Source organism: Streptomyces sp. HUAS 31 (assembly GCF_028198125.1).
Taxonomy (GTDB): Bacteria; Actinomycetota; Actinomycetes; order Streptomycetales; family Streptomycetaceae; genus Streptomyces; species Streptomyces chartreusis.
Genome location: NZ_CP116353.1, coordinates 5,237,532 through 5,258,385 on the forward strand (window position 1 = coordinate 5,237,532; position 20,854 = coordinate 5,258,385).

Genomic DNA, 20,854 nt, shown 5'->3' on the forward strand with positions numbered 1-20,854 from the left:
CCGCCTCATCGGCTGTGAGGAGGCGTTGTGATCGGGATCACGGAAACCGCTGTCCGCAGAGGCCGTTCCGCATCACTTGCGTCGCAGCCCGGTCACGGAGCGCTCCGGACTACCGCGAGCAGGGCGGTTCGTACGACAGCCGGGGCAGGTACTCGTGCCATCTGTCCCGGGTCAGCACGCCCTGGGTCGTCGAGCAGACGCGGCTGATCGCCTGGTCCACGTCGAGGTTCCACAGCCGCACGGTGTCGGTGCCGCTGGAGACGCCGAGCATGTGGCTGGTGGGGCTGAAGGAGAGGAAGTTGCCCGTCTTGGCGTTGGGGCTCATCGCCTGGCCGATCGCGGAGGCGTCGGACGGGGCGGAGACGTTCCACAGCCGGACGGTGTTGTCGTTGCCGCCGCTGGCGAGATAGCGCCCGCCCTTGCTGAACGTCAGCGACACGACCGCCTCGGTGTGCCCGGTGAGCGGGGAGCCCAGCAGGCTCGCCGCGCGCCGGTCGGTGATGTCCCACAGCCGTACGGTGTCGTCGTCGCTGCCGCTGGCGAGCGTGTGGCCGTCCGGGGTGAAGTCGAGCGCGTTGACCGGCCCGGTGTGCCCGGTGAGCCGGGCCAGCGCCTTCGGATGGTCGGGCGCGGCCACGTCCCACAGCCGGACCGTGGAGTCCGCGCTGCCGCTGGCGAGCGTGCGGCCGTCCGGGCTGAAGTCCAGGGAGTTGATGTAGCCGGTGTGGCCGGTGACCGGTTCCCCGAGCGGCACGACCCGGGAGGGGTCGGCGACGTTCCACAGCCGGATCGTGCGGTCGTCGTAGGCGGTGGCCAGGGTGCGGCCGTCCGGGCTGAACGCCAGCGCGTCGGGGCCCATGAACCGGGTGCGCAGGGTGAGCGGCGGGCCGAGCGGGAGCGGCCGGGCCGGGTCGCCGATGTTCCACAGATGGACCTCGCGGCTGCCGGTCAGCACCGCGAGGGTGCGGCCGTCGGGGGAGAACACCAGGGAGCGCTGGCCGCCGTCGCCGGGCATGAAGGGCCTGTTCAGCAGGACGGGCCGGGCGGGCTTCGCCACGTTCCACAGCCGGACGCTGCCGTCGCGGGCCGCGGTGGCGAGCACCTTGCCGTCCGGCCGGAACGCCCCGCTGCGGCCGATCATGTCCGACGTCGGGATCGACCACAGCCGCACCTTGCTGTCGCCGCTGCCGGTTGCCAGGGTGCGGCCGTCGGGGCTGAAGCCCAGCGCGTACATCTCGCCGCTGGCGCCCGCGAGAGGCTCGCCGACCTGCGAGGGATACGCCGGATCGCTGACGTTCCACAGGCTCGCGGTGCTGTCCGCGCTGGCGGCGGCGAGCGTGTTGCCGTCGGGGTTGAAGGCCACCGACCAGATCGGGCCGGTGTGGCCGGTCAGCGGCGCGCCGAGCTGCCGGCCGCGGCGCGGGTCGGCCACGTCCCACAGCCGGATCGTGTCGTCCGCGCTGCCGCTGGCGAGCGTGCGGCCGTCCGGGCTGAAGGCGACCGAGTGCACCAGGTCGGTGTGGCCGGTGAGCGTGGCGAGCCGCTTCGGGCGGCCCGGCGCGGCCACGTCCCACAGCCGGATGGTGTCGTCGTCGCCCCCGGCCGCGAGGGTGTCGCCGTCCGGGCTGAACGCCACGGACCGTACGGCGGCGTCGGCCCCGGCGAGCGTGGCGAGCGGCTCGGGCCGGCGCGGATCGGCGAGGTTCCACAGCCGTACGGTGCGGTCCTCGCTGACGGAGGCGAGGGTGCGGCCGTCCGGGCTGAAGGCGACCAGGTAGATCGTGCCCTCGTGCCCGGTCAGCGGCGCGCCGATCGGCCGCGGCCGGCTCGGCCGGGTGACGTCCCACAGCCGGACCGTGCCGTCGTCGGAGGCGCTGGCGAGAGTGTGGCCGTCGGGGCTGAAGACCGCGCTGCTCACCCAGCTTCTGTGCCCGGTCAGCGGTTTGCCCAGCGGCCTGGGCCGGTCCCGGTCGCTGACGTCCCACAGCCGTACGGTCCGGTCGTAGCTGGCGGTCGCAAGGAGCCGTCCGTCAGGGCTGAAGGAGGTGAGGTAGACCGCGCCGGTGTGGCCGCGCAGGGGCGTGGCCAGCGGGGCGTTCACGATGGAGATCAGCCGGCTGGTGGTGTCCTCGTCGTCCGGGCGCAGCCGGTGCGCCACCAGGTCGAGCTGGGCGGACAGCGAGGGGTCGGTGTACTGGAAACGGTCCGCCTCGGCGAGCACCTGCGCGAACATCGCGTCGTTGCGCTGGTCCCAGGCGACCACCGCCGCGCCGACGGCCAGCATCGCCAGCGCGACCAGCGCCGCGACCGCGCTGCGCAGTATCCACACGGTGCGTCGGCGCAGCCGGACCGAGGCCGCCAGGAACTCCACCGCGCCCCGGGTGAGGAAGGTGTCCCCGGCCGACCGGGCCCAGCCGCGCGCCTGCTCCAGCCGGGAGCCCCGGTACAGCAGCGACGAGTCGCGGTTCGAGGCTTCCCAGGATCGGCCGTCCTCCTCCAGGCGCTGGCGCAGCAGGTTGCCCTGCCGGTCCTCGTCGATCCAGTCCCGCAGCCGGGGCCAGGCGTGCAGCAGCGCCTCGTGGGTGATCTCCACGGTCTCCGCGTCCAGCGTGACCAGCCGGGCGCGCACCAGCGCCTCGAGGGACTCCTCGGTCTTGCCCGGGTTCGTGGACTCGGCCGCGAGCTGGCGTCGGGTCCCGCGGCGCCGGGTCGTCTGGGTGTCCTCGCCGAGCCGGACCAGCCGGAGCAGCAGCAGCCGTGCGGCCGTGCGGGCCGCCGGGTCGAGGCCGGACCAGGCGCGTTCGGCGGTGGCGGCGACGGCGCCCTGGATGCCGCCGGCCGCGCGGTATCCGGCCACCGTCAGCCGGCCGCCCTTGCGCCGCTGCCAGGTGGCGAGCAGCGCGTGCGACAGCAGGGGCAGCGCGCCCGCGTCGTGCTCCCCCACAGCCCTGAAGGCGTGGGAGGTGCCCCCGACGCGCGGCCCGTCCGCGCTGACCTCCCGCACGATCAGCTCGGCCAGGCCCGGCTCCAGCTCCAGCCCGACCGCCTTGGCCGGTCCGGTGACCGCCTCCCGCAGCTCCGTCGTGGTCAGCGGACCGAGCACCATGTGCCGGTGCTGGAGGGCGTCGGCCAGCTCCGGGTGGGCGAGGCACCGCTCGTAGAAGTCGGCGCGGATGCCGAGGACGACCAGGACGGGCGGTGGGTCGCCGGGGTCGGCGGGGGTGCAGGCGGCCTGGAGCAGTTGGACGAAGGTGCGGCGGTCGGACTCGTCCGGGCAGAGGGTGAAGATCTCCTCGAACTGGTCGACGATCAGGACCGCGGGGGCGGTGCCCGGGGCCTCGCGGCGGGCCCATGCGCCGACGGCCTCGCGGGCCGCGCGCACGAAGCCGGCACAGGGCTCGCGGGCGTCGGCGTCGTCGGGCCCCAGCGCGGTGCCGTCCCGGTCGTGCGTGTCCTCGGGCCGGTCGGGGCCCGCCGAGGTGACGACGTCGGAGAGTTCCGGTATCCGCCGGACCAGCTCGGCCAGCGGATCCCCGCCCGGCACGAGCTGCACGACCGAGCCGGACCCGGCGCTCTCACCGCCCAGCGCGCCGTCCCGCAGCGCGGGCACCAGACCGGCGTTCAGCAGGGAGGACTTCCCGGCGCCCGAGGCGCCCACCAGCATGACCAGGCCGCCGCTCTTCTCCACCGCGCGCAGCTGGGCGACCAGGGACCCGGTGCTGCGCTCCCGGCCGAAGAACCACCGGGCGTGCTCCTGCCGGTAGGAGGCCAGTCCCCGGTACGGGCACACACCGCCGGACAGCGCGGTGTCCTCGACCGGAGCCTGCTCCTCCTCTTCCCCGGCCGTCGCCCGCTCCCACAGCCGCTGCCACTGCCCGAGGTCGTAGAGCCCGGCGGACACGGGGGCCGGCCGCTCGCGTCGGGCCTGGGGGATCAGTACGTGCAGGACGGCGGACAGGGCGGCGAACTGGGCGGGTACGTTCCGGGCCCGGCGCCAGTCGCTGATGCGCTGTGCGGAGACCCGTACGGGACGCCCCCGCTCGTCGACCCGATGGAGCCGGACGACCGCCTCGGCCACGCTCTTCAGGGGCGGATTCCCGGCCTCCTTGTAGAGCAGAGCGAGCCGTTCCGCGAAGGCTGTGCGCGCCGACGAGTCGGAACTCAAGGCCTGCACTCCTTTGCTCAGCCGCACTTGGGCATCCGGACCGGAAAACTCACCTTATACGGCTGACCTGCGGTTAATGGGGTCTCCGGAGGCCGGAACCTCCTCGTCGGCACCGTCGGCTGGCAGGATCACGACGCACATGCGCAGCTCTCGCGCGTCGCTCAGGCAGGCCACCAGCCAGGAGCTCGGAGACACCACTCATGGCGCCGAACGTTCTCGGACACCTTTCACCGGATCAACTTCCGCAAGCGCCGAAAGCGCGTCGCGCCGTCCAAGTCCTGCTCGATCCGCTCTGACCCGTCGGCCATCCGGCCGGCAGGTCATGGATCGACGCCGCCCCGCCGTTCGGCACCGGTCCCCACGAGGGGAGGGACCGGTGCCGGACGATGCGGTCAGGAGCCCTGCCGGGGAGTCCGCTTCAGCTCGCGGGTGATCTCCCACGCGTCGGCCACCGGACCCATGTGCGCCAGCTTGTCGGGGTTGAGCACGGCGCGGATCGTCTGGATCCGCCCGTCGAGCACATCGAGCACCAGGGTCTGGAGCACCCTGCCGTCCCGGTCGCGGTACACGGCGCCGGGCTGGCCGTTGATCTCGTGCCGCTCGAACGACACCTCGACCCGGGCCAGCCGCGGGACGACGGAGGCCAGCAGCCGGGCCACGTTCTCCGCGCCGACGACCGCCCTGGCCAGCTGCGGGGCCTTGCCGCCGCCGTCCCCGACGAGCTGCGCGTCGGCGGCCAGCAGATTCCGCAGAGCGCCCACGTCACCGTCCTTCAGCGCCTCGAAGAAGCGGCTCGCGAGCTCCTGGCGCTCCTGCCGGTCGGCCGCGAACCGGGGTCTGCCGGCCGCCATGTGCCGCCGCGCGCGGACCACCAGTTGACGGCACGCCGGCTCCGACCGGTCCACCGCCGCGGCGATCTCGTCGAACCCGAAGCCGAACACCTCCCGCAGCACGAACACCGCCCGCTCCAGCGGACTGAGCCGCTCCAGCAGCAGCAGCGCGGCCATCGACACCGAGTCCGCCAGCTCCACCGCCCGCGCCGGATCCTCGTACGGGTCGCTCAGCAGCGGCTCCGGGAACCACGGCCCGGTGTACTCCTCCCGCCGCACCCGCGCGGAACGCAGCACGTCGATCGAGATCCGCGTGACCGTGGCCGACAGATACGCCTTGGCCGAGGCGGGCCGGGTCGAGGAGCCGTCGTAGCGCAGCCAGGCCTCCTGCACCGCGTCCTCGGCCTCGGCCACGCTGCCCAGGATCCGGTAGGCGATCGAGAACAGCAGCGGCCGCAGCGCCTCGAACTCCTCGACCTTGCTCATGGCATCCCCCTGATGTCGCTGATGTCGCTGGTGTCCCGGCCGGTCAGTGGAACTGGCCGACCTCATAGGCGCCGGCCGGCTGGCGGGTCATGACGTTCAGCCGGTTCGCCAGGTTCATGAACGAGATCAGCAACAGCAGCGCGCCCAGTTGTTCCTCGTCGTAGTGCCGGGCGGCACGCTCCCACACCGCGTCGGAGACCCCGCCCGCCCCGTCCGCGACCCGGGTCCCGGCCTCCGCCAGCTCCAGCGCGGCCCGCTCCGCCTCGGTGTAGACCGTGGCCTCCCGCCAGGCGGCGACCAGGTGCAGCCGTACCGCGCTCTCCCCGGCCGCGGCGGCCTCCTTGGTGTGCATGTCGATGCAGACCGCGCACCCGTTGATCTGGCTCACCCGCAGCGACACCAGCTCCTGGGTCGCGGCCGGCAGCGCCGAGTCCTTGACGACCCTGCCCGCCGCCATGACGTGCTTGAGGGCCTTGCCGGTGACCGGGTCGGCGAAGAAGTTCAGACGCGCGTCCATGGGTGCTCCCTTGGCTGTCGTAGTGGCTACACCCACGGGACGAGATGGACCGAGCCCCTGTGACATGGGCGGATGTGACCTGCGTCTCCTTGCCGTCTGCTCGCCGGAAGGCCGAGGTGGGGCGGCTTTCGGACCTTGACGAGCAGGAATCCGGCAAAGCTGTGATGGTGGTGGGGGGAGCGAATCCCCGATCGCGCAGGGCGGTGAGCGTGGTGGTGGTGAGCGATGAAATCCCCGACGAATCGACCGCCGACCACGTCGATCCGCTGGGCGACCCGTACCTGCGGACCCGGTTCGCACTGCCGGCCAGGCCCGGCACCTTCCTCCGGCGCGAGCGCCTGATCGAGCACCTCGACCAGGCCCTGCGGACTCCGCTGACGATGGTCAACGGCGCCGCCGGAGCCGGCAAGACCCTGCTGGTCGCCGACTGGGCGGCCGGCATCGGACAGCCGGTCGCCTGGCTCACGCTCGACCCGGCCCTGAAGAACCCCGGCATGTTCTGGGCCCATCTCCTCCAAGCCCTGCGCACCCGCGGGGTGCCGGTCGCCGACGACATCCGCTGCCCCGCGACCGGCGTGAGCCGCACCCTGCTGACCCGGCTCGCCGCCCAACTCGGCGACAGCGGCCGCGATGTGACCGTGGTGCTCGACGAGTACGACCGCGTCAGCTCACCGGAGCTCTCGGAGCAACTGGAGTTCGTGCTGCACCACGCCGGGCCCGGGCTGCGCCTGGTCATCGTCACCCGCACCGAGCCGCTGCTGCCGCTGCACCGCTACCGCGCCGCCGGCACGATGACCGAGATCCGCAACGCCGAGCTGGCGTTCACGCCCGAGGAGACCGTCGCCCTGCTGGAACTGCACGGGCTGCGCCTGCCCGTCCACGCGGCGGACGCCCTCGTGGGCCGCACCCGGGGCTGGGCCGCGGGCCTCAGGCTGTGCGCCCTGGCCGCCGGGCAGCAGCCGGACCCGGAGGGCTATCTGAAGGAGTTCGAGGCCGGGCACAGCACGGTCGCCGACTTCCTGCTGGCGGAGGTGCTCAAACGGCAGCCGCCCCCCACCCAGGACCTCCTGCTGCGGGTCAGCGTCCTGGAGCGCTTCTGCGTCGGGCTGGCCAACGAGTTGACCGGGCGCACCGACGCCGAGCCCATCCTCGCCGGGCTGCACCGCGAGAACGCCTTCGTCGAGGACCTGGGGCACACCTGGTACCGGCTGCACCCGCTGTTCCGGGAGATCCTCCGGGCCCATCTGCGCGAGCGCCTGGCGGACCTGGAACCGGAGCTGCACCTGCGGGCCGCGCGCTGGCTGGGCCGCTCCGGGCTGCTGCCGGAGGTGCTGGCCCACGGCGCGGCGGCGGGCGAGTGGGACTTCACCGCCGGCGCCCTCGTCGACGACCTGGCGATCGGTCAGCTCTTCACAGGGCTGCGCTCCGACGAACTGACGGAGCTGTTCTCCGGTATGGGCCCCGGGACCACCAGCCCCGCTGCTGACCTCGTGCGCGCGGCACGCGACCTGTCCCAGTGCGATCTGGACCAGGCATTGGCCCATCTCCAGCACGCCGAGGAGCAACTGGCCGCCGACGACTCACGCCCCGCCGCCGCCCAGCTGAGCTGCGCCTTGCTGCAGGCCCTGGCGGCCCGCCTCGCCGGCTCCCCCCGCCGCGCGGAACAGGCCGTACGGACCGCCCGTGAGCTGGAGGGGGAGGTCCCCGCCCAGCTGCTGGACAAGCACCCGGAGCTGCCCGCGCTGCTGCTGACCCACCTGGGCTCGACACGGCTGTGGGCCGGGCGCTTCGACGCGGCACGGGACGCCCTCGGCACCGTCGCCGACACCACCGCGGGCGCCGCGACGGCCCTGCCGAGGGAGGAGTCCCTGGAGCATCTCGCGCTCATCGACTACCTCGACGGCTGGCCGACCCGGGCGGAACGCAAGGCCGTCGCCGCGCTGACCGAGACCGAACGGTTCAGTCTGCCGCAGGCGTCGGCCTCCGCCCTCGGACGCCTGGTCCTGGCCGCCGTCGCCGTGGACCGGGGCGAGCTGACCGAGGCCGAGGAACTCCTCGACCAGGCCGGCGGATGCGAGGACCGCGACCCGGTCACGGCCGCGGGCCGCTCCATCGCCACCGCCCACCTGCTGCTGGCCCGGGGCAAGGCGCGCGCCGCCCTCACGGCCGCCGAGGCCGCCGTGACCGCGGACGTCGCCTCCCCCTGGGAGCGCAGCCACGCCGCGCTGGTCGCCTCGGCCGCCCATCTGGCCGAGGGCCGCCCGCGCGAGGCCGCCGAGGTCCTTGAGCCGGTCGCCGACCGGCAGCCCACCTGCGCGGTGGGCGCGGCGCGGGCCCACCTCGCGGCGGGCGACCCGGCAACGGCCCTCGAACTGCTCGACGTCGTCGGCACCGAGGAGCGCACCGGCCCCACGCTGCTCGTGCGGGCCACGCTGCTGCGGGCAGAGGCCGCGAACACGGCCGGCGACGCCGCGACCGTGCGCAGGCTGCTGGCCCGGGCGCTGACGGAGGCCCGGCGCGAGCGGCTGCGGCTGCCCTTCCTGGAGGCGGGGGCGTGGGTCGGGCCGTACCTGGCCGCCGCGCCGCTGCGCGGGCTCGCGGCGGGCTGGCTCATGCCGGGGGCTGCCGTCGACGAACCGGCACCGCTGCTCGTGGAGCACCTGAGCGGGCGGGAGCGCGACGTGCTCCAGCGGCTCGCCCAGATGATGTCGACCGAGGACATCGCCGCCGATCTGTACGTCTCCGTGAACACGGTGAAGACCCACCTCAAGAGCGTCTACCGGAAGCTGGCGGTCAACCGCCGGAGCGACGCCGTACGCCGAGCCCGCGAGCTGCACCTGCTGTGACGCACGTGCGCCGACCCCGAGAGGCGGCCATGTCCCGACCCGACTTGCCCACGGCGCGCGAGCGCCGGGCGCAGCATCGAGTGCACGCCGACTACACCGGTGGCGTCTACGGCTCCATGCTCGCCGCCTCCGTGATCATCGGCGCCGGCGCCCTCGGGGACTACTCCCGGGCGGAGCTGGTCGCGCTGTTGCTGGTGACCGGACTGGTCTTCTGGGTTGCGCATGTGCACGCCCAGCTGTTCGGCGCCCGCCTGGCACAGCACCCCCTGAACCGGCGAACGGTGCTGCACGTGTGCCGCGACGAGTGGCCGATCGTGAAGGCGGCCGTCCCGCCGGCCGTGGCGGTGGCCGTCAGTCCGCTGCTGGGGCTGGACGTGTCGGGGGCGGCGTGGCTCGCCCTGTCGGTGGCGGTCGCCGGACAGGTCGGCTGGTCGCTGGCCGCGGCCCGCCGGGCGGGCGCCTCCTGGCCGCTGATGGCCGTCACCGCCTCGGTCAATCTGCTGCTCGGTCTGCTCATCATCGTGTTCAAGCTCGTCGTGACGCACTGACGCCCTCGTCGGAGGTGGGTCACCTGCACCGGGTGAGGTGGCGACCCCCGCCGCGGCGGGACCATGGCGGGGCCAGGTCTGCCAGCGGCTGTCGGCGGGAGGCAGCACATGCGCTACGAGATCCGCGTCGAAGGACATGTTTCGAAGACCCTGGCCAAGGTCTTTCCGGAACTGGATCACGTGGTCATGTCCGGACAGACCGTACTGTTCGGACCCGTCATCGACGACGCCCACCTCTACGGCCTGCTGGCCCGCTGCCAGTCGCTGGGGCTGCGGGTACTGGAGATGCGTCAGTTGCCCGACTGAGCCGCCCGCACCGGACCGCCGACCCGACACCGAACCGCCGACCCGACACCGAACCGCCGACCCGACACCGAACCGCCGACCCGACACCGAACCGCCGACCCGACGCCGAAGCGCCGGACCGGCGGTTGCCTTTTGCCTCCTCAGAGGTCCTTCGCCTGTACCCGTCCCGACCGGGCGGCCACGCGCAGCGCCTCGAAGTCCCGCTCGTTCTGATCGGCGTAGGCCTGTGCGAAGTCGGTCAGCGCACGGTCGAAGCGGTCGCTGCCGCCCAGGTACGCGGAGATGGCGACGGGGTCGCCGGAGCGGGCGTGGGCGCGCGCGAGGCTGTCGCCGCAGACCTTGCCGAACATCCGCAGCAGGTTGGGGTTCCAGGTCTCCGGCCGGGCGATGCCCTTCCAGTCCCGCAGCTGACGTACGTAGAAGTCCCGGTCGCCGCCGTCGAGACCGCTGACGATGTGGGTCCAGCCCAGGAAGATGTCGCTGGTCGTCTGGATCAGCCGCTGCCCCGTCACCACGCGGCGGCCCTGGTTGTCGAAGCGCACGCTGCCGTCGGTGTGCGCGGCCAGGACCGACTCCGTGGCCTCCTTGGCCTGGAGCAGCAGGGGATCGTCGTCGTCCCGGCCCAGCAGCAGGATGATCCAGCAGCGGGTGCCGACGCTGCCGACCCCCACCACCTTCCGGGCGATGTCCACCAGGTGGTAGTGGCTCAGCAGGTGCCGGCGCTCGGAGGACAGGGTCTTCACGTACTCCTCGAAGACGGTCTGGAGCTCCTTCGCCTCGTCGCCCGCGCCGGAGCCCGCCACCAGGTCCCGGAGCGGGATGATCAGCGGGGGATCCGCGGCGATCCGCAGGCCCTCGCCGGTGACATGGGTGAGCTTCTCGAAGGCCTGGACATAGGTGCGGGTCCGTGCCTTGGCGGTGGCCTGGGCCGTGCGGCGCCTGGCCTCCTTGCTCATCGAGGACGCCATCAGCTCACGCATGCTGTCGGCGTCGTCCTGCGCGTACCAGATGTCCAGGGTCCGCATCCCGGCGAACTCCCGCATCCGGGTCCGGTACGCCCGCAGGCACTCCCGTACGGCCGCGTTCTGCTCCGCGGTGGAGAACCCGTTCGCGCGGCCCGCGATCACGAAGCTGGCCGCCAGCCGCTTGACGTCCCACTCGAACGGGCCGGGGAACGTCTCGTCGAAGTCGTTGATGTCGAAGACCAGATGGCGCTCGGGGGAGGCCAGCAGCCGGAAGTTCAGCAGATGGGCGTCTCCGCACAGCTGCACGGTGAGGTCCGTGTGCGGCATCCGGCCCAGGTCCATCGCCATGATGGCCGCGGCGCCCCGGTAGAAGCGGAACGGCGACTCCAGCATCCGGCCGTAGCGGATCGGGACCAGCTCCGGTACCCGCTGGGCCGACTGGCGCTCGATGACCTCGATCGGGTCGGTCCGGTCCCCTCCGTCGTACCGGCCGTGGCCGGAACGCGAGACGCGCCCACGGGCGCTTCTGCCGTAGGCCGCCCGCTGGCCGGGCGACAGCGAGGCCGCGAACGCACTCGGTATCGACATGTCTCACCCTCCACCTCCGGGCGACCGCCGCGCCCCTTCCGCGCGGAACCGGCAGCCCCATCCACCCCACCTCAGCGCCGGCGCCCCGTCCGCGGATCACCCGTGAGGGGTGACCCGGCCCGCCGGGGCGGGCGTGACGCTGGCCCGGTGAGGGTGCCGCACACCGGTCCGTCGGTGGTCCGGTGGCCGTCGGCCGCATCACGCGAGGAGGAGCAATGACCGTGCCGCATGGTCCGGGGCCGGACACCGGACCCGATCCTCTGACCGACGGAACGGGCCCCGCCGCCGATCAGGACGCCGAGCGGCTGCTCGCCGACCTCGGCGGTTCGTGGCTGTGGCTGCTGGGGTCGGCGGTGGCCGCGCTGGTGCCGGGCATCCTCGCCCTGGCCTGGCCGGACGCCAGCCTGCACGTCCTGGCCGTGATCATCGGGCTGTATCTGCTGGTGACGGGCGCCTTCCGGTTCGTCTCGTCCTTCGCCCGGGAACAGGGCGACCGCCATCTGGGGCTGCTCGCCGCGGCCCTGTACGTCCTGGCGGGGGTGCTGTGTCTGCGCAACCCGCTCCAGACGATCGCCGCGCTCTCCCTGATCGTGGGTGCCGTCTGGGTCGTGACGGGCATGCTGACCGCCTGGACGGCCCTGGCGGCCAAGGGCCTGCCGCACCGCGGGTTCGTCCTCGTCGCCGGACTGCTCGGTGTCGTCGCGGGCATCGTGGTGCTGGCCACCCCCAACCAGTCCGCCGTCGTCCTGACCAGGCTGGTCGGCCTGTGGCTCGTGCTGCTCGGGCTGACCGAGCTGGGGCTCGCCCTCGCCTGGCGGTCGGCACTGCACCGGGCAGGCTTCACCCGCCCAGGGTGAGGCCGTTCCTGTTGAGCATGGGCACGCTGAAAGCGGCGGGGACGGCAGCCGAGTACCCCGCTCGGACGGAGGCAGACGATGAGCACACACACGTACCTCGCCTACGACTATCCGCTGTTGAGCATGTTCTGGACGCTCCTGTGGTTCTTCCTGTGGATCATGTGGTTCGTCCTGCTCTTCCGGATCATCGGCGACATCTTCCGCGACGACAGCCTGAGTGGCTGGGGCAAGACCGGCTGGCTGGTCTTCTGCATCGTGCTGCCGTTCCTCGGCGTGTTCGTGTACCTCATCGCCCGCGGCAAGTCGATGGGCCAGCGCGAGATCGAGCATGCCCAGAAGCAGCAGCGGGTGTTCGACGACTACGTCCGCGACCGGGCCGGTGAGGCCAAGAAGCCGAGCAGCGCCGAAGAGCTCGCCAAGCTTTCCGAGATGCGCTCCCACGGCGACATCACCGACGACGAGTTCCGCCGTGCCAAGGAGCTCGTCCTGAGCGGCGCCGGATCCTCGGCCCGCAGCGACTCCGCCACTCCGTCCTGACGCAACACCCGTACGAGCACGCAGAAGGAAGCGAGGTACAACCATGGCCGCCATGCAGACCAATCAGGCGCACGAGACCAAGTACGCCTGGGCCGGGGGCCTGACGGTCTTCGCCGCCGTCATGCTCACCATCGCCGGACTCATCGCCGTCTTCCGCGGCATCATGGGGATCGCCGAGGACGACGTCTTCGTCACCACTCGCAACTACGTCTTCGAGTTCGACCTCACCGGCTGGGGCTGGGTCCATCTCATCCTGGGCGCGGTCGCCGTGATCATCGGCATCGGCCTGTTCCAGCCGGCGATGTGGGCCCGGATCGGTGGTGTGGCCATCGCAGGTCTGATCATCATCGCCAACTTCCTCTCGCTGCCGTACTACCCGGTGTGGTCGGTCGTGATGATCGCGATGTCCGGCTTCATCATCTGGGCACTGTGCGTCGCACGGAAGGAAGACTTCCGCTAGTCCCGTCGCCGAACGCGCCCCGCGGCGGCAGGCGGGCCGGCACACACGCGAGTGCGGGGAGCACGGCGGAGATCCGCTGATGCAGGCCGTCCGGGTCTCCGTCCGCCCACCGTAGGAGGGGCTCGTGAACCAGTACCCACCCATCGCGGACCACGGCATGGTCGGCGATCTCCAGACCACCGCCCTCGTGTCCTCCGAAGGCACCGTCGACTGGTGGTGCACCCCCCGCTTCGACTCGCCCAGCCTGTTCGCCTCGCTGCTGGACAGCGAGCGCGGCGGGCACTGCCGGCTGGCGGTGGAGCTGCCCGACGACGGGATGAGCGTGCGCCAGCTGTATCTGTCCGACACCGCCATCCTGGTCACCCGGTTCATGGCGCCGGGCGGCGTCGGCGAGGTGGCCGACTTCATGCCGCCCGTCGAGTCGCCCGCCGCCACGGACCGGCACACCCTGATCCGGCTCATCCGGGTCGTGCGCGGCAGCCTGCCGTTCGCGCTCGACTGCCGCCCGCGCTTCGACTACGGACGGGCCCCGCACACCCTCAACCGGCCCGACGACCACCGGGCCGTGCTGCGCGGACCCGGCACCGACCTGCATGTGCAGACCAGCGGTGACATCGCCCTGAACGCCGACGGGGACGACGTCACCGCCCGCTTCACGCTCTCGGCCGGGCAGATCGCGGCGGTGGTGCTGACCAGCACGGCCGACGGCGCCGCCGCGCCGCCCCCGCCGTCCCTGGACGGCATGATCGGGCAGCTGGAGCACTGCCGGGCCTTCTGGCTGTCGTGGCTGCGGTCCTGCACCTACCGGGGACGCTGGCAGGACATGGTGAACCGGTCCGCCATCACCCTCAAGCTCCTCACCTACGCGCCCACCGGGGCCCCCGTCGCGGCGGCCACCATGGGCCTGCCCGAGCAGGTCGGCGGCGAGCGCAACTGGGACTACCGCTACACCTGGGTCCGCGACGCCTCGCTGTCGGTTCGCGCGCTGATCGACCTGGGCTTCCAGGACGAGGCGTACGCCTTCCGGCGCTGGCTGCGCGACCGCATCGAGGCCGGCGCCGCCGGCTCGGGGGATCCCCTGCAGATCATGTACCGCGTTGACGGCGACCCGCTGCTGACCGAGGAGATCCTCGACCACCTGGAGGGCTACCAGGGTTCACGGCCCGTCCGGGCCGGCAACGCCGCCGCCGACCAACTCCAGCTCGACATCTACGGCGAGGCCGCCGACGCCCTGATCGTCGGCCGGGACATCGGCGCGCTCCGCGGCTGGAAGACGCTGAGCGGCGTGCTGGACTGGCTGTCCGACAACTGGGACCGGCCCGACGAGGGCATCTGGGAGACCCGCGGCGGACGGCAGAACTTCACCTACAGCCGGCTGATGACCTGGGTCGCGTTCGACCGCGGCATCCGAGCCGCCGTCTACAGCTCCCGCCCCGCCGACACCGAGCGCTGGACCCGGGCCCGTGACGCGGTGTTCCGGCAGATCGTCGAGCGGGGCTGGCACGACAAACGGCAGGCGTTCGTCCAGCACTTCGACACCGACGTCCTGGACGCCTCGCTGCTGCTGATGCCCCGGGTCGGCTTCGTCTCGGCGCACGATCCGGACTGGCTCAGCACCCTCGACGCCATGGAGGACGAACTCGTCAGCGACAGCCTGGTCTACCGCTACGACCCGGCGGCCTCCCCGGACGGCCTGCGCGGTTCCGAGGGCACCTTCAACCTGTGCAGCTTCTTCTACGTCGAGGCCCTCGCCCGCAGCGGCCGGCTGGCCAAGGCCCGGTACGCCTTCGACAAGATGCTGACGTACGCCAACCATGTCGGCCTGTTCGCCGAGGAGATCGGCCCCTCCGGCGAGCAACTCGGCAACTTCCCGCAGGCGTTCACCCACCTCGCGCTGGTCACCGCGGCGATGGCGCTCGACGAGGAACTCGGCAGGGCGGGCACCGACCCGCGAGCGGCCGACCACCTCGACCACCTGCACGTCACCGTCCAGGGCCTGGTCACCCGCCGCGGCTCCAGAAGCTGAGATGCACCCGCCCGTCACTGCCGGGGCTGCTGAGTCCCCTGGCCCTTCGGCTCGTCCGTGCCCGGCGGGACCGTCTCGCCCGGGATCACCCGGGGCGTGGCCGGGTCGTCCTCGTCCTTCATCGCCCTGGCCTCGGCCTTGAGGATGCGTGCCGACTTGCCTGCCGAACGGGTCAGTTCGGGCAGCTTCTTCGCGCACAGGACGGCTATGACGACGATGAGGATGACGGCGAGTTCGCTCAGTCCGAACATGGGGTCCTGTCCTCCAGGTGAGCAGGGACGCTGGGGTGCCGCGGGGGCCGGGTCCGGTCAGACGTTGACGCCGAAGTCCGCGGCGATCCCGGCCAGGCCCGAAGCGTAGCCCTGGCCGACCGCGCGGAACTTCCACTCGGCACCGCTCCGGTACAGCTCGCCGAAGACCATCGCCGTCTCGGTCGAGGCGTCCTCGGACAGGTCGTAGCGGGCGAGCTCGGCGCCGCCGGCCTGGTTGACGACCCGGATGAACGCGTTGCGGACCTGACCGAAGCTCTGACCGCGGTTCTCGGCGTCATGGATGGAGACCGGGAACACGATCCGCTCCACGTCGGCAGGTACGGCCGCCAGATCGACCTTGACGGCCTCGTCGTCGCCCTCGCCCTCCCCGGTGAGGTTGTCGCCGGTGTGCTCGACCGAACCGTCCGGGCTGGTGAGGTTGTTGTAGAAGACGAAATGCCGGTCGGAGGGGACCTTGCCGGCGGCGTCGAGCAGCAGGGCGGAGGCGTCGAGGTCGTAGTCGGTGCCGGTGGTGGTGCGCACGTCCCAGCCCAGTCCGACCAGGACGGCCGTGAGGCCCGGCGCCTCCTTGCTGAGCGAGACGTTGCCGCCCTTGGACAGGGAAACTCCCACTGGTGCACTCCTCTTGCGTCGGATGATGGCGTTGCCGTACCCCTGAAATCTACATCACTGTAGAAATCAGGGAAGGGCGTCCGTGCCGGGCGGCCTCTGCTTTCCTTACGATGTACGGCCCGATGTATCGCACATGACGTGCATGTCAGCGGAAGGGAGACAGGGCATGGCGGATCACCGGCAGGGATCCCGGCGCCGGGGGCAGGGCGAGCTGGAGGCCCTGATCCTGTCGGCGCTGGCGGAGGCGGACGGCCCGGCGACGGCCGGCTGGGTCCAGGAGCGCCTCGGCGGGGACCTCGCCTATACGACGGTGATCACGATCCTGACCCGGCTGCTGGCCAAGGGCGCGGTGACCCGGGAGCGGGCCGGCCGGTCCTTCGCGTGGACGCCGGCCTCGGACCAGGCGGGTCTCGCCGCGCACCGGATGCGCAGGGTGCTGGACGCCGAGAGCGACCGGGAGGCGGTGCTGGCCAGCTTCGTCACGGGCCTCGGACCGGACGACGAGCGGCTGCTGCGCGAACTGCTGGGGCAGACCGGCGTGGCCGAGCACGGCGGCGCGGGTCGGTCCCGGGGCGAAGGGGAAGACTGACGCCTCATGGGGGTCTTCGTCTTTCTGCCGCTCGTCCTGCCGCTCTCGGCATGGCCGATCGCGCGCCTGGCCGAGCAGCATCTGCATCCCCGCACTGCCACCCGGCTGCTCACCGCGGTCGCCGCGGTCATGGCGACGTGCAGCACCGTGTGCCTGGGCCTGGCCATGGTGGTCGGCACCGCCCAACTGCCCGGCAACCCGCTGCCCGACGGCTGGTCGGACCCCGAGGTGCGGGCGGCCGTGCCCTACGACGAGATCGTCGGCAAGGCGGCGATCCCGGCCCTGTGCGCGGTGCTCGTGGCCTGCGCCAGGACCCTGTGGCGGCACGCCCGGGTACGCCGCCACGCCCACCGGGCGCTGACCGGGCTGCCGGGCACCGGTGTGGCCGTACTGCCCGACGCGCTGCCGTACGCGTACGCCCTGCCCGGCGGGCGACGCGATCGCGTGGTGGTGACCACCGGTCTGCTGGACCACCTCCAACCCGCCGAGCGCCGGGCGCTGTTCGCCCATGAGCGGGCCCATCTGACCGAGCGCCACCACCGCTTCCTGCTCGCCGTGCAACTGGCCGCCCGCGCCAACCCGTTCCTGCGCCCGCTGCGCACGGCGGTGTCGTACACGGCGGAACGCTGGGCGGACGAGGCGGCCGCCCAGGCGGTCGGCAGCCGCCGGACGGTGGCGCACGCGATCGGCAGGGCGGCCCTGGTGTCCCGGGGCGCGCCGGTCGCGACGCTGGCCGGTTTCGCGGCGCCGGGGCCCGTGCCCCGCCGGGTCGCCGCGCTGCTCGGGCCGGCCCCGGTGGTGCGCCGCTGGCCGTCGCTGTTCACCTCGGTGGGGCTGGCGGCGTGGTGCGCGGCCGCGGGGACGGCCGTATCGGCGATGTCGTCGGCGAACTCGGCGGTGACGATGGTCCTCATCCTGCACGCGGCCACGCCCCTGTGACCCAGGACCCGATCGGCCGGTCCGGGCAACGCAAGTGAGGGAATTCGCCGTCTGTTCATGGGGGAGACGGCCGGGGCGAGGGGGAGGGACGCTGATGAGCGGACATGGGAAACGGCGGCGCATGTCGGCCGGTACCGGGACGGGCCCGGCACGGCTGACCCGGCGGGGCCGGATACTGGCCTGGAGCGCGGGGGTGACCTCGGTCGTCGTCCTCGGCGTGGCCGGCGTCGGCGCGTGGGTCTACCAGGACCTGAACGACAACATCAGGTCGGCCGACGTCGACGACCGGATCGGCGGTGACCGGCCGGTCAACCTCAGCCCCGGCTCGAAGAACATCCTCGTGGTGGGGTCCGACAGCCGTGACGGCGCCAACGCCAAGTACGGCAAGGACCTGACCACCATGCAGTCGGACACGCTGATGGTGCTGCACGTGCCGGCGAACCGTGAGTGGGCGACGGTCGTGTCGTTCCCCCGCGATTCCTGGGTGGGCATACCGGCCTGCGACAAGGGAGACGGCGGCACCTCCGCCCCGCACCACTTCAAGATCAACGAGGCGTTCGCGATCGGCGGCAGCGGTGGCGAGGTCGCCGGGGCGGCCGCCTGCTCCATCAAGACGGTCGAGGCCAACACGGGCCTGCGGATAGACCACTTCATGTCCGTCGACTTCCAGGGCTTCAAGGGCATGGTCGACGCCCTGGAGGGCATAGAGGTCTGCCCGAAGGAGGCCATCCACTCCGAGAAGGCCCGGCTCGACATGGAGCCCGGCTGCCAGACCGTCCGCGGCGAGCAGGCGCTCGGCTATGTCCGGGTCCGCTACGGCGTCGGGGACGGCTCCGACATCGGGCGCATCGGACGCCAGCAGGAGTTCATGGACGCCCTGGCCGCCAAGGCGAAGGACAAGCTCACCAGCCCGAAGGCCCTCTACGGCTTCCTCCAGTCCGGCACCAAGTCCCTGACCACGGACCCCGATCTGGCCGGCATCAAGCCGCTGTACGGACTCGCCTCGGAGCTCAAGGGCATCCCGAGCGACCGCCTGACCTTCCTCACGGTCCCCAACTACCCGCGCGAGGCGGACATAGCGACCGACAAGGCCAACGTCGTCTGGCAGTACCCGCAGGCCACCGACCTGTTCACCGACCTGGCCAAGGACAGGGAGGTCGACAAGAAACGGCTGGAGGCGGGCGCGAAGAACCCGCTGTACGCCTCCGCCGTGCGCGTCCAGGTCCTCAACGGCACCCCGGTCCAGGGCCTGGCCGGCACCGTCGCGGAGCAACTGCGCACGGCCGGCGTCACGGTCACGGGCACCGGCAACGCGCCCGCCCACGCGGGCGCCACCGAGGTCACCTACCCGCCCGGCCTGGAGAAGCAGGCGAAGGCGCTCGCGGCACGGCTGCCCGGGGTCAAGGCCGTGCAGGCGGCGGACGCCACGGCCGGGGTGGTCACCCTGGTCGTCGGCAAGGACCTCGACCCCGAACGCATCCGCTGACCGGCCCCCTCGTCGAGAGGGGCCGCTCAGGCGCCGGTCGGCTCAGAGGTCGAACTCGTGCGGCGGCAGGCCGAGGGCGTAGCACGCCTCGCGGACCACGGCCTGCTCGTCCTTGTCGAAGTCGCCGTCGGCGCCGCCGATGACGATGCCGATCTGGATGACGGCACGCGCCTCGGCGGGCTTCTTCTTCGCCTTGGCGACCTCCTGCATCACGCTCACCTTGCCGAAGTCGAAGTCGGTGGTGAGCCGGTCGAGGTTCTCCTCGAAGCGGCGGCGCAGATCGTCGGCGGGGAAGTTCTGCAACACCTCGTTGCCGGCGATCAGCTGGGCCACGCGCTGCCGCTCGGAGGGGTCGACGGTGCCGTCCGCGGCGGCGACGAGCGCGCACATGGCCATGCTCGCGTCGCGGAAGGCACCGCTCTTCAGGTCGTTCTTCTTCGCCACCAGCTGGGTCTGCATCGTCGATGCGGACTCCTTGATGCGGTCCCACAGGGCCATGAGAACTCCATACGATCGATAGCTTCTACAGCACTGTAGAAGCTATCAGGTGCGGGCTCGGCGGGATCAGCCCTCCTCGTCCTCCTCCTCGCCCTCGAAGAAGTCCCCGACCTCGTCCACGACCTCGGCCGCGACCATGCCGCCGACCACACCGACCGCGAGCCCGGCAGCACCCGCGGCGACGGCGGTGCCGACGCCGGGCCCGGAGCGGTGCCCGTCGTGATGGTGGCCGTGGTGGCCGTGGTGGTCGTCGTGTCCGTGGCCGTACGCGGCGTGCGATCCGTGCGGCGCCCGGTGCTCCACCAGCCGCTCGATCCAGCCCTCGACCTCGGCGTTCCAGTCGCGGGAGTCGTGGTGGCCGACGGTGAAACTGGTCAGCGCGTCGTGGCCCCCGGAGAACAGCCCGCCGCGCTTGTCGGCCTCCAGGACCACCTCGACCCCGGCCGGGCCGGCGAGGAAGGTCACCTCGATCTCGTTCACCTGGTGCGCGTACCGCGGCGACGGGGTGATCTCGATCTCCTGGTAGAAGGGCAGCCGCTGCCCGGTGCCGCCGATGCGGCCGTACTCCAGGTCGGCGGAGCGGAAGCCGAACCCGAGCTGCCCGAGGGCCTCCAGGACCGCCTCCTGCACGGGCAGCGGGCCGACGGCCAGCCGGTCGAGGTCGCCCTTGTCCTTCGCGCCCGCCACCGACAGCTCGGTGCGCACACCGAGGACGACGCCCAGCGCCTGGCCGTACAGCTCCGTGACCGGCGTCTCCCAGGGCAGCGTCACGCTGAACGGCACGGAGTGCTCCTCGCCCTCGGCGAGCCGGAACCCGCCCCCGACGGCGAACCGCTCGAAGGTGACGGCGCCCTCGCTCTCGCCCTCCTCGTGCTCGGCCTCGACCCGGGCCACCAGTTCCAGGGTGATCGACTCGATCTCGAAGTCGGCGCCGCCGCCCCTGAGTCGGACCTGGCCGGTGAGCGCGCCGCCGGGCAGCGCGGGACCGGGATCGAGGACCGTGTCCACCGTGGGGCCGCCCACGCCGAGCGAGCCGAGCAGTCGTTTGAACACCATCGTGGCGTTCACTCCTTCACGTGCGTACGTGCGTGTCCGTGGGAACAACCGGGGATTCCGAGCCGTTCTCTACAAGCGAGTAGAAGAATAGGATGGCCAGAGCCGCCGGAACCGGTGTCCCGGCCCGCGCTGCGGGAAAGTCCGAAAACGGTCGATGCCTTCCGGCCCACGGGGACGGACGTCGGCCCTCCGGCCCACCGAAGACAGAAGGAGACACGAGCCGCCGATGGGTGAGCCTCCCAGTACCAGCCGTGCCGATTCCCGCCCGCAC

General features: G+C 72.3%; 18 protein-coding genes. 10 read left to right on the top strand and 8 right to left on the bottom strand.

The window, feature by feature from the left end; genetic code table 11:
• Positions 1-109 precede the first annotated feature (109 nt).
• The 3 genes from PGH47_RS23375 to PGH47_RS23385 all read right to left on the bottom strand — a co-directional run bounded on the left by PGH47_RS23375 (position 110) and on the right by PGH47_RS23385 (position 5,998).
• The gene (locus PGH47_RS23375; protein WP_271665076.1) at positions 110-4,174 is read right to left on the bottom strand and encodes a WD40 repeat domain-containing protein; all 4,065 of its coding nucleotides are present in this window, start codon (positions 4,172-4,174) and stop codon (positions 110-112) included.
• Between the two features lie 383 nt (positions 4,175-4,557).
• Positions 4,558-5,481, bottom strand: coding sequence for an RNA polymerase sigma-70 factor (locus tag PGH47_RS23380; protein WP_271665077.1), 924 nt, complete (start codon positions 5,479-5,481; stop codon positions 4,558-4,560).
• Positions 5,482-5,524: 43 nt separating this feature from the next.
• A complete protein-coding gene (locus tag PGH47_RS23385; protein ID WP_271665078.1) occupies positions 5,525-5,998 on the bottom strand; it encodes a carboxymuconolactone decarboxylase family protein in 474 nt (157 codons plus the stop codon).
• A gap of 164 nt (positions 5,999-6,162) precedes the next feature.
• Between PGH47_RS23385 and PGH47_RS23390 the strand changes: the two genes are divergently transcribed.
• The 3 genes from PGH47_RS23390 (at position 6,163) to PGH47_RS23400 (ending at position 9,698) form a co-directional block, all read left to right on the top strand.
• On the top strand, positions 6,163-8,844 hold the full coding sequence (locus PGH47_RS23390; protein ID WP_443048524.1) for a LuxR C-terminal-related transcriptional regulator: 2,682 nt from the start codon (positions 6,163-6,165) through the stop codon (positions 8,842-8,844).
• A gap of 29 nt (positions 8,845-8,873) precedes the next feature.
• On the top strand, positions 8,874-9,392 hold the full coding sequence (locus PGH47_RS23395; protein WP_271665080.1) for a hypothetical protein: 519 nt from the start codon (positions 8,874-8,876) through the stop codon (positions 9,390-9,392).
• 108 nt (positions 9,393-9,500) lie between these two features.
• Entirely contained in the window at positions 9,501-9,698 is a 198-nt protein-coding gene (locus tag PGH47_RS23400) for a hypothetical protein (protein WP_030953188.1), read from the top strand.
• A 140-nt stretch (positions 9,699-9,838) separates the two neighbouring features.
• Here the strand turns inward: PGH47_RS23400 and PGH47_RS23405 are convergent, their stop codons facing one another.
• A complete protein-coding gene (locus PGH47_RS23405; protein WP_271665081.1) occupies positions 9,839-11,251 on the bottom strand; it encodes a DUF2252 domain-containing protein in 1,413 nt (470 codons plus the stop codon).
• Positions 11,252-11,466: 215 nt separating this feature from the next.
• Between PGH47_RS23405 and PGH47_RS23410 the strand changes: the two genes are divergently transcribed.
• The 4 genes from PGH47_RS23410 (at position 11,467) to PGH47_RS23425 (ending at position 15,131) form a co-directional block, all read left to right on the top strand.
• Positions 11,467-12,108, top strand: coding sequence for an HdeD family acid-resistance protein (locus PGH47_RS23410; RefSeq protein WP_271665082.1), 642 nt, complete (start codon positions 11,467-11,469; stop codon positions 12,106-12,108).
• Positions 12,109-12,186: 78 nt separating this feature from the next.
• The gene (locus tag PGH47_RS23415; protein WP_271665083.1) at positions 12,187-12,645 is read left to right on the top strand and encodes an SHOCT domain-containing protein; all 459 of its coding nucleotides are present in this window, start codon (positions 12,187-12,189) and stop codon (positions 12,643-12,645) included.
• 43 nt (positions 12,646-12,688) lie between these two features.
• On the top strand, positions 12,689-13,105 hold the full coding sequence (locus PGH47_RS23420; protein ID WP_376053647.1) for a DUF7144 family membrane protein: 417 nt from the start codon (positions 12,689-12,691) through the stop codon (positions 13,103-13,105).
• Between the two features lie 124 nt (positions 13,106-13,229).
• Positions 13,230-15,131 carry a glycoside hydrolase family 15 protein gene (locus PGH47_RS23425; protein ID WP_271665085.1) on the top strand — a complete coding sequence of 634 codons (1,902 nt, stop codon included), beginning with the start codon at positions 13,230-13,232 and terminating at the stop codon, positions 15,129-15,131.
• A gap of 14 nt (positions 15,132-15,145) precedes the next feature.
• Here the strand turns inward: PGH47_RS23425 and PGH47_RS23430 are convergent, their stop codons facing one another.
• Together PGH47_RS23430 and PGH47_RS23435 are read right to left on the bottom strand one after the other, a co-directional pair.
• Positions 15,146-15,382 (bottom strand): twin-arginine translocase TatA/TatE family subunit, encoded by a 237-nt coding sequence (locus tag PGH47_RS23430; protein ID WP_271665086.1) that lies wholly within the window; start codon positions 15,380-15,382, stop codon positions 15,146-15,148.
• Between the two features lie 57 nt (positions 15,383-15,439).
• Positions 15,440-16,015 (bottom strand): TerD family protein, encoded by a 576-nt coding sequence (locus PGH47_RS23435; protein ID WP_271665087.1) that lies wholly within the window; start codon positions 16,013-16,015, stop codon positions 15,440-15,442.
• A 166-nt stretch (positions 16,016-16,181) separates the two neighbouring features.
• On the opposite strand from PGH47_RS23435, the gene PGH47_RS23440 reads away from it, so the two are divergent.
• The 3 genes from PGH47_RS23440 to PGH47_RS23450 all read left to right on the top strand — a co-directional run bounded on the left by PGH47_RS23440 (position 16,182) and on the right by PGH47_RS23450 (position 19,029).
• Positions 16,182-16,604, top strand: coding sequence for a BlaI/MecI/CopY family transcriptional regulator (locus PGH47_RS23440; protein WP_271665088.1), 423 nt, complete (start codon positions 16,182-16,184; stop codon positions 16,602-16,604).
• A gap of 6 nt (positions 16,605-16,610) precedes the next feature.
• Complete coding sequence (locus PGH47_RS23445; protein ID WP_271665089.1) at positions 16,611-17,543, top strand: M56 family metallopeptidase; 933 nt, start codon at positions 16,611-16,613, stop codon at positions 17,541-17,543.
• Positions 17,544-17,637: 94 nt separating this feature from the next.
• Positions 17,638-19,029 carry an LCP family protein gene (locus PGH47_RS23450; RefSeq protein ID WP_443048526.1) on the top strand — a complete coding sequence of 464 codons (1,392 nt, stop codon included), beginning with the start codon at positions 17,638-17,640 and terminating at the stop codon, positions 19,027-19,029.
• A 42-nt stretch (positions 19,030-19,071) separates the two neighbouring features.
• Here PGH47_RS23450 and PGH47_RS23455 read toward each other — a convergent pair whose 3' ends face one another.
• Both PGH47_RS23455 and PGH47_RS23460 read right to left on the bottom strand, forming a co-directional pair.
• A complete protein-coding gene (locus PGH47_RS23455; RefSeq protein WP_271665090.1) occupies positions 19,072-19,527 on the bottom strand; it encodes a tellurite resistance TerB family protein in 456 nt (151 codons plus the stop codon).
• 66 nt (positions 19,528-19,593) lie between these two features.
• Positions 19,594-20,583 (bottom strand): sporulation protein, encoded by a 990-nt coding sequence (locus PGH47_RS23460; RefSeq protein WP_271665091.1) that lies wholly within the window; start codon positions 20,581-20,583, stop codon positions 19,594-19,596.
• Positions 20,584-20,854 lie beyond the last annotated feature (271 nt).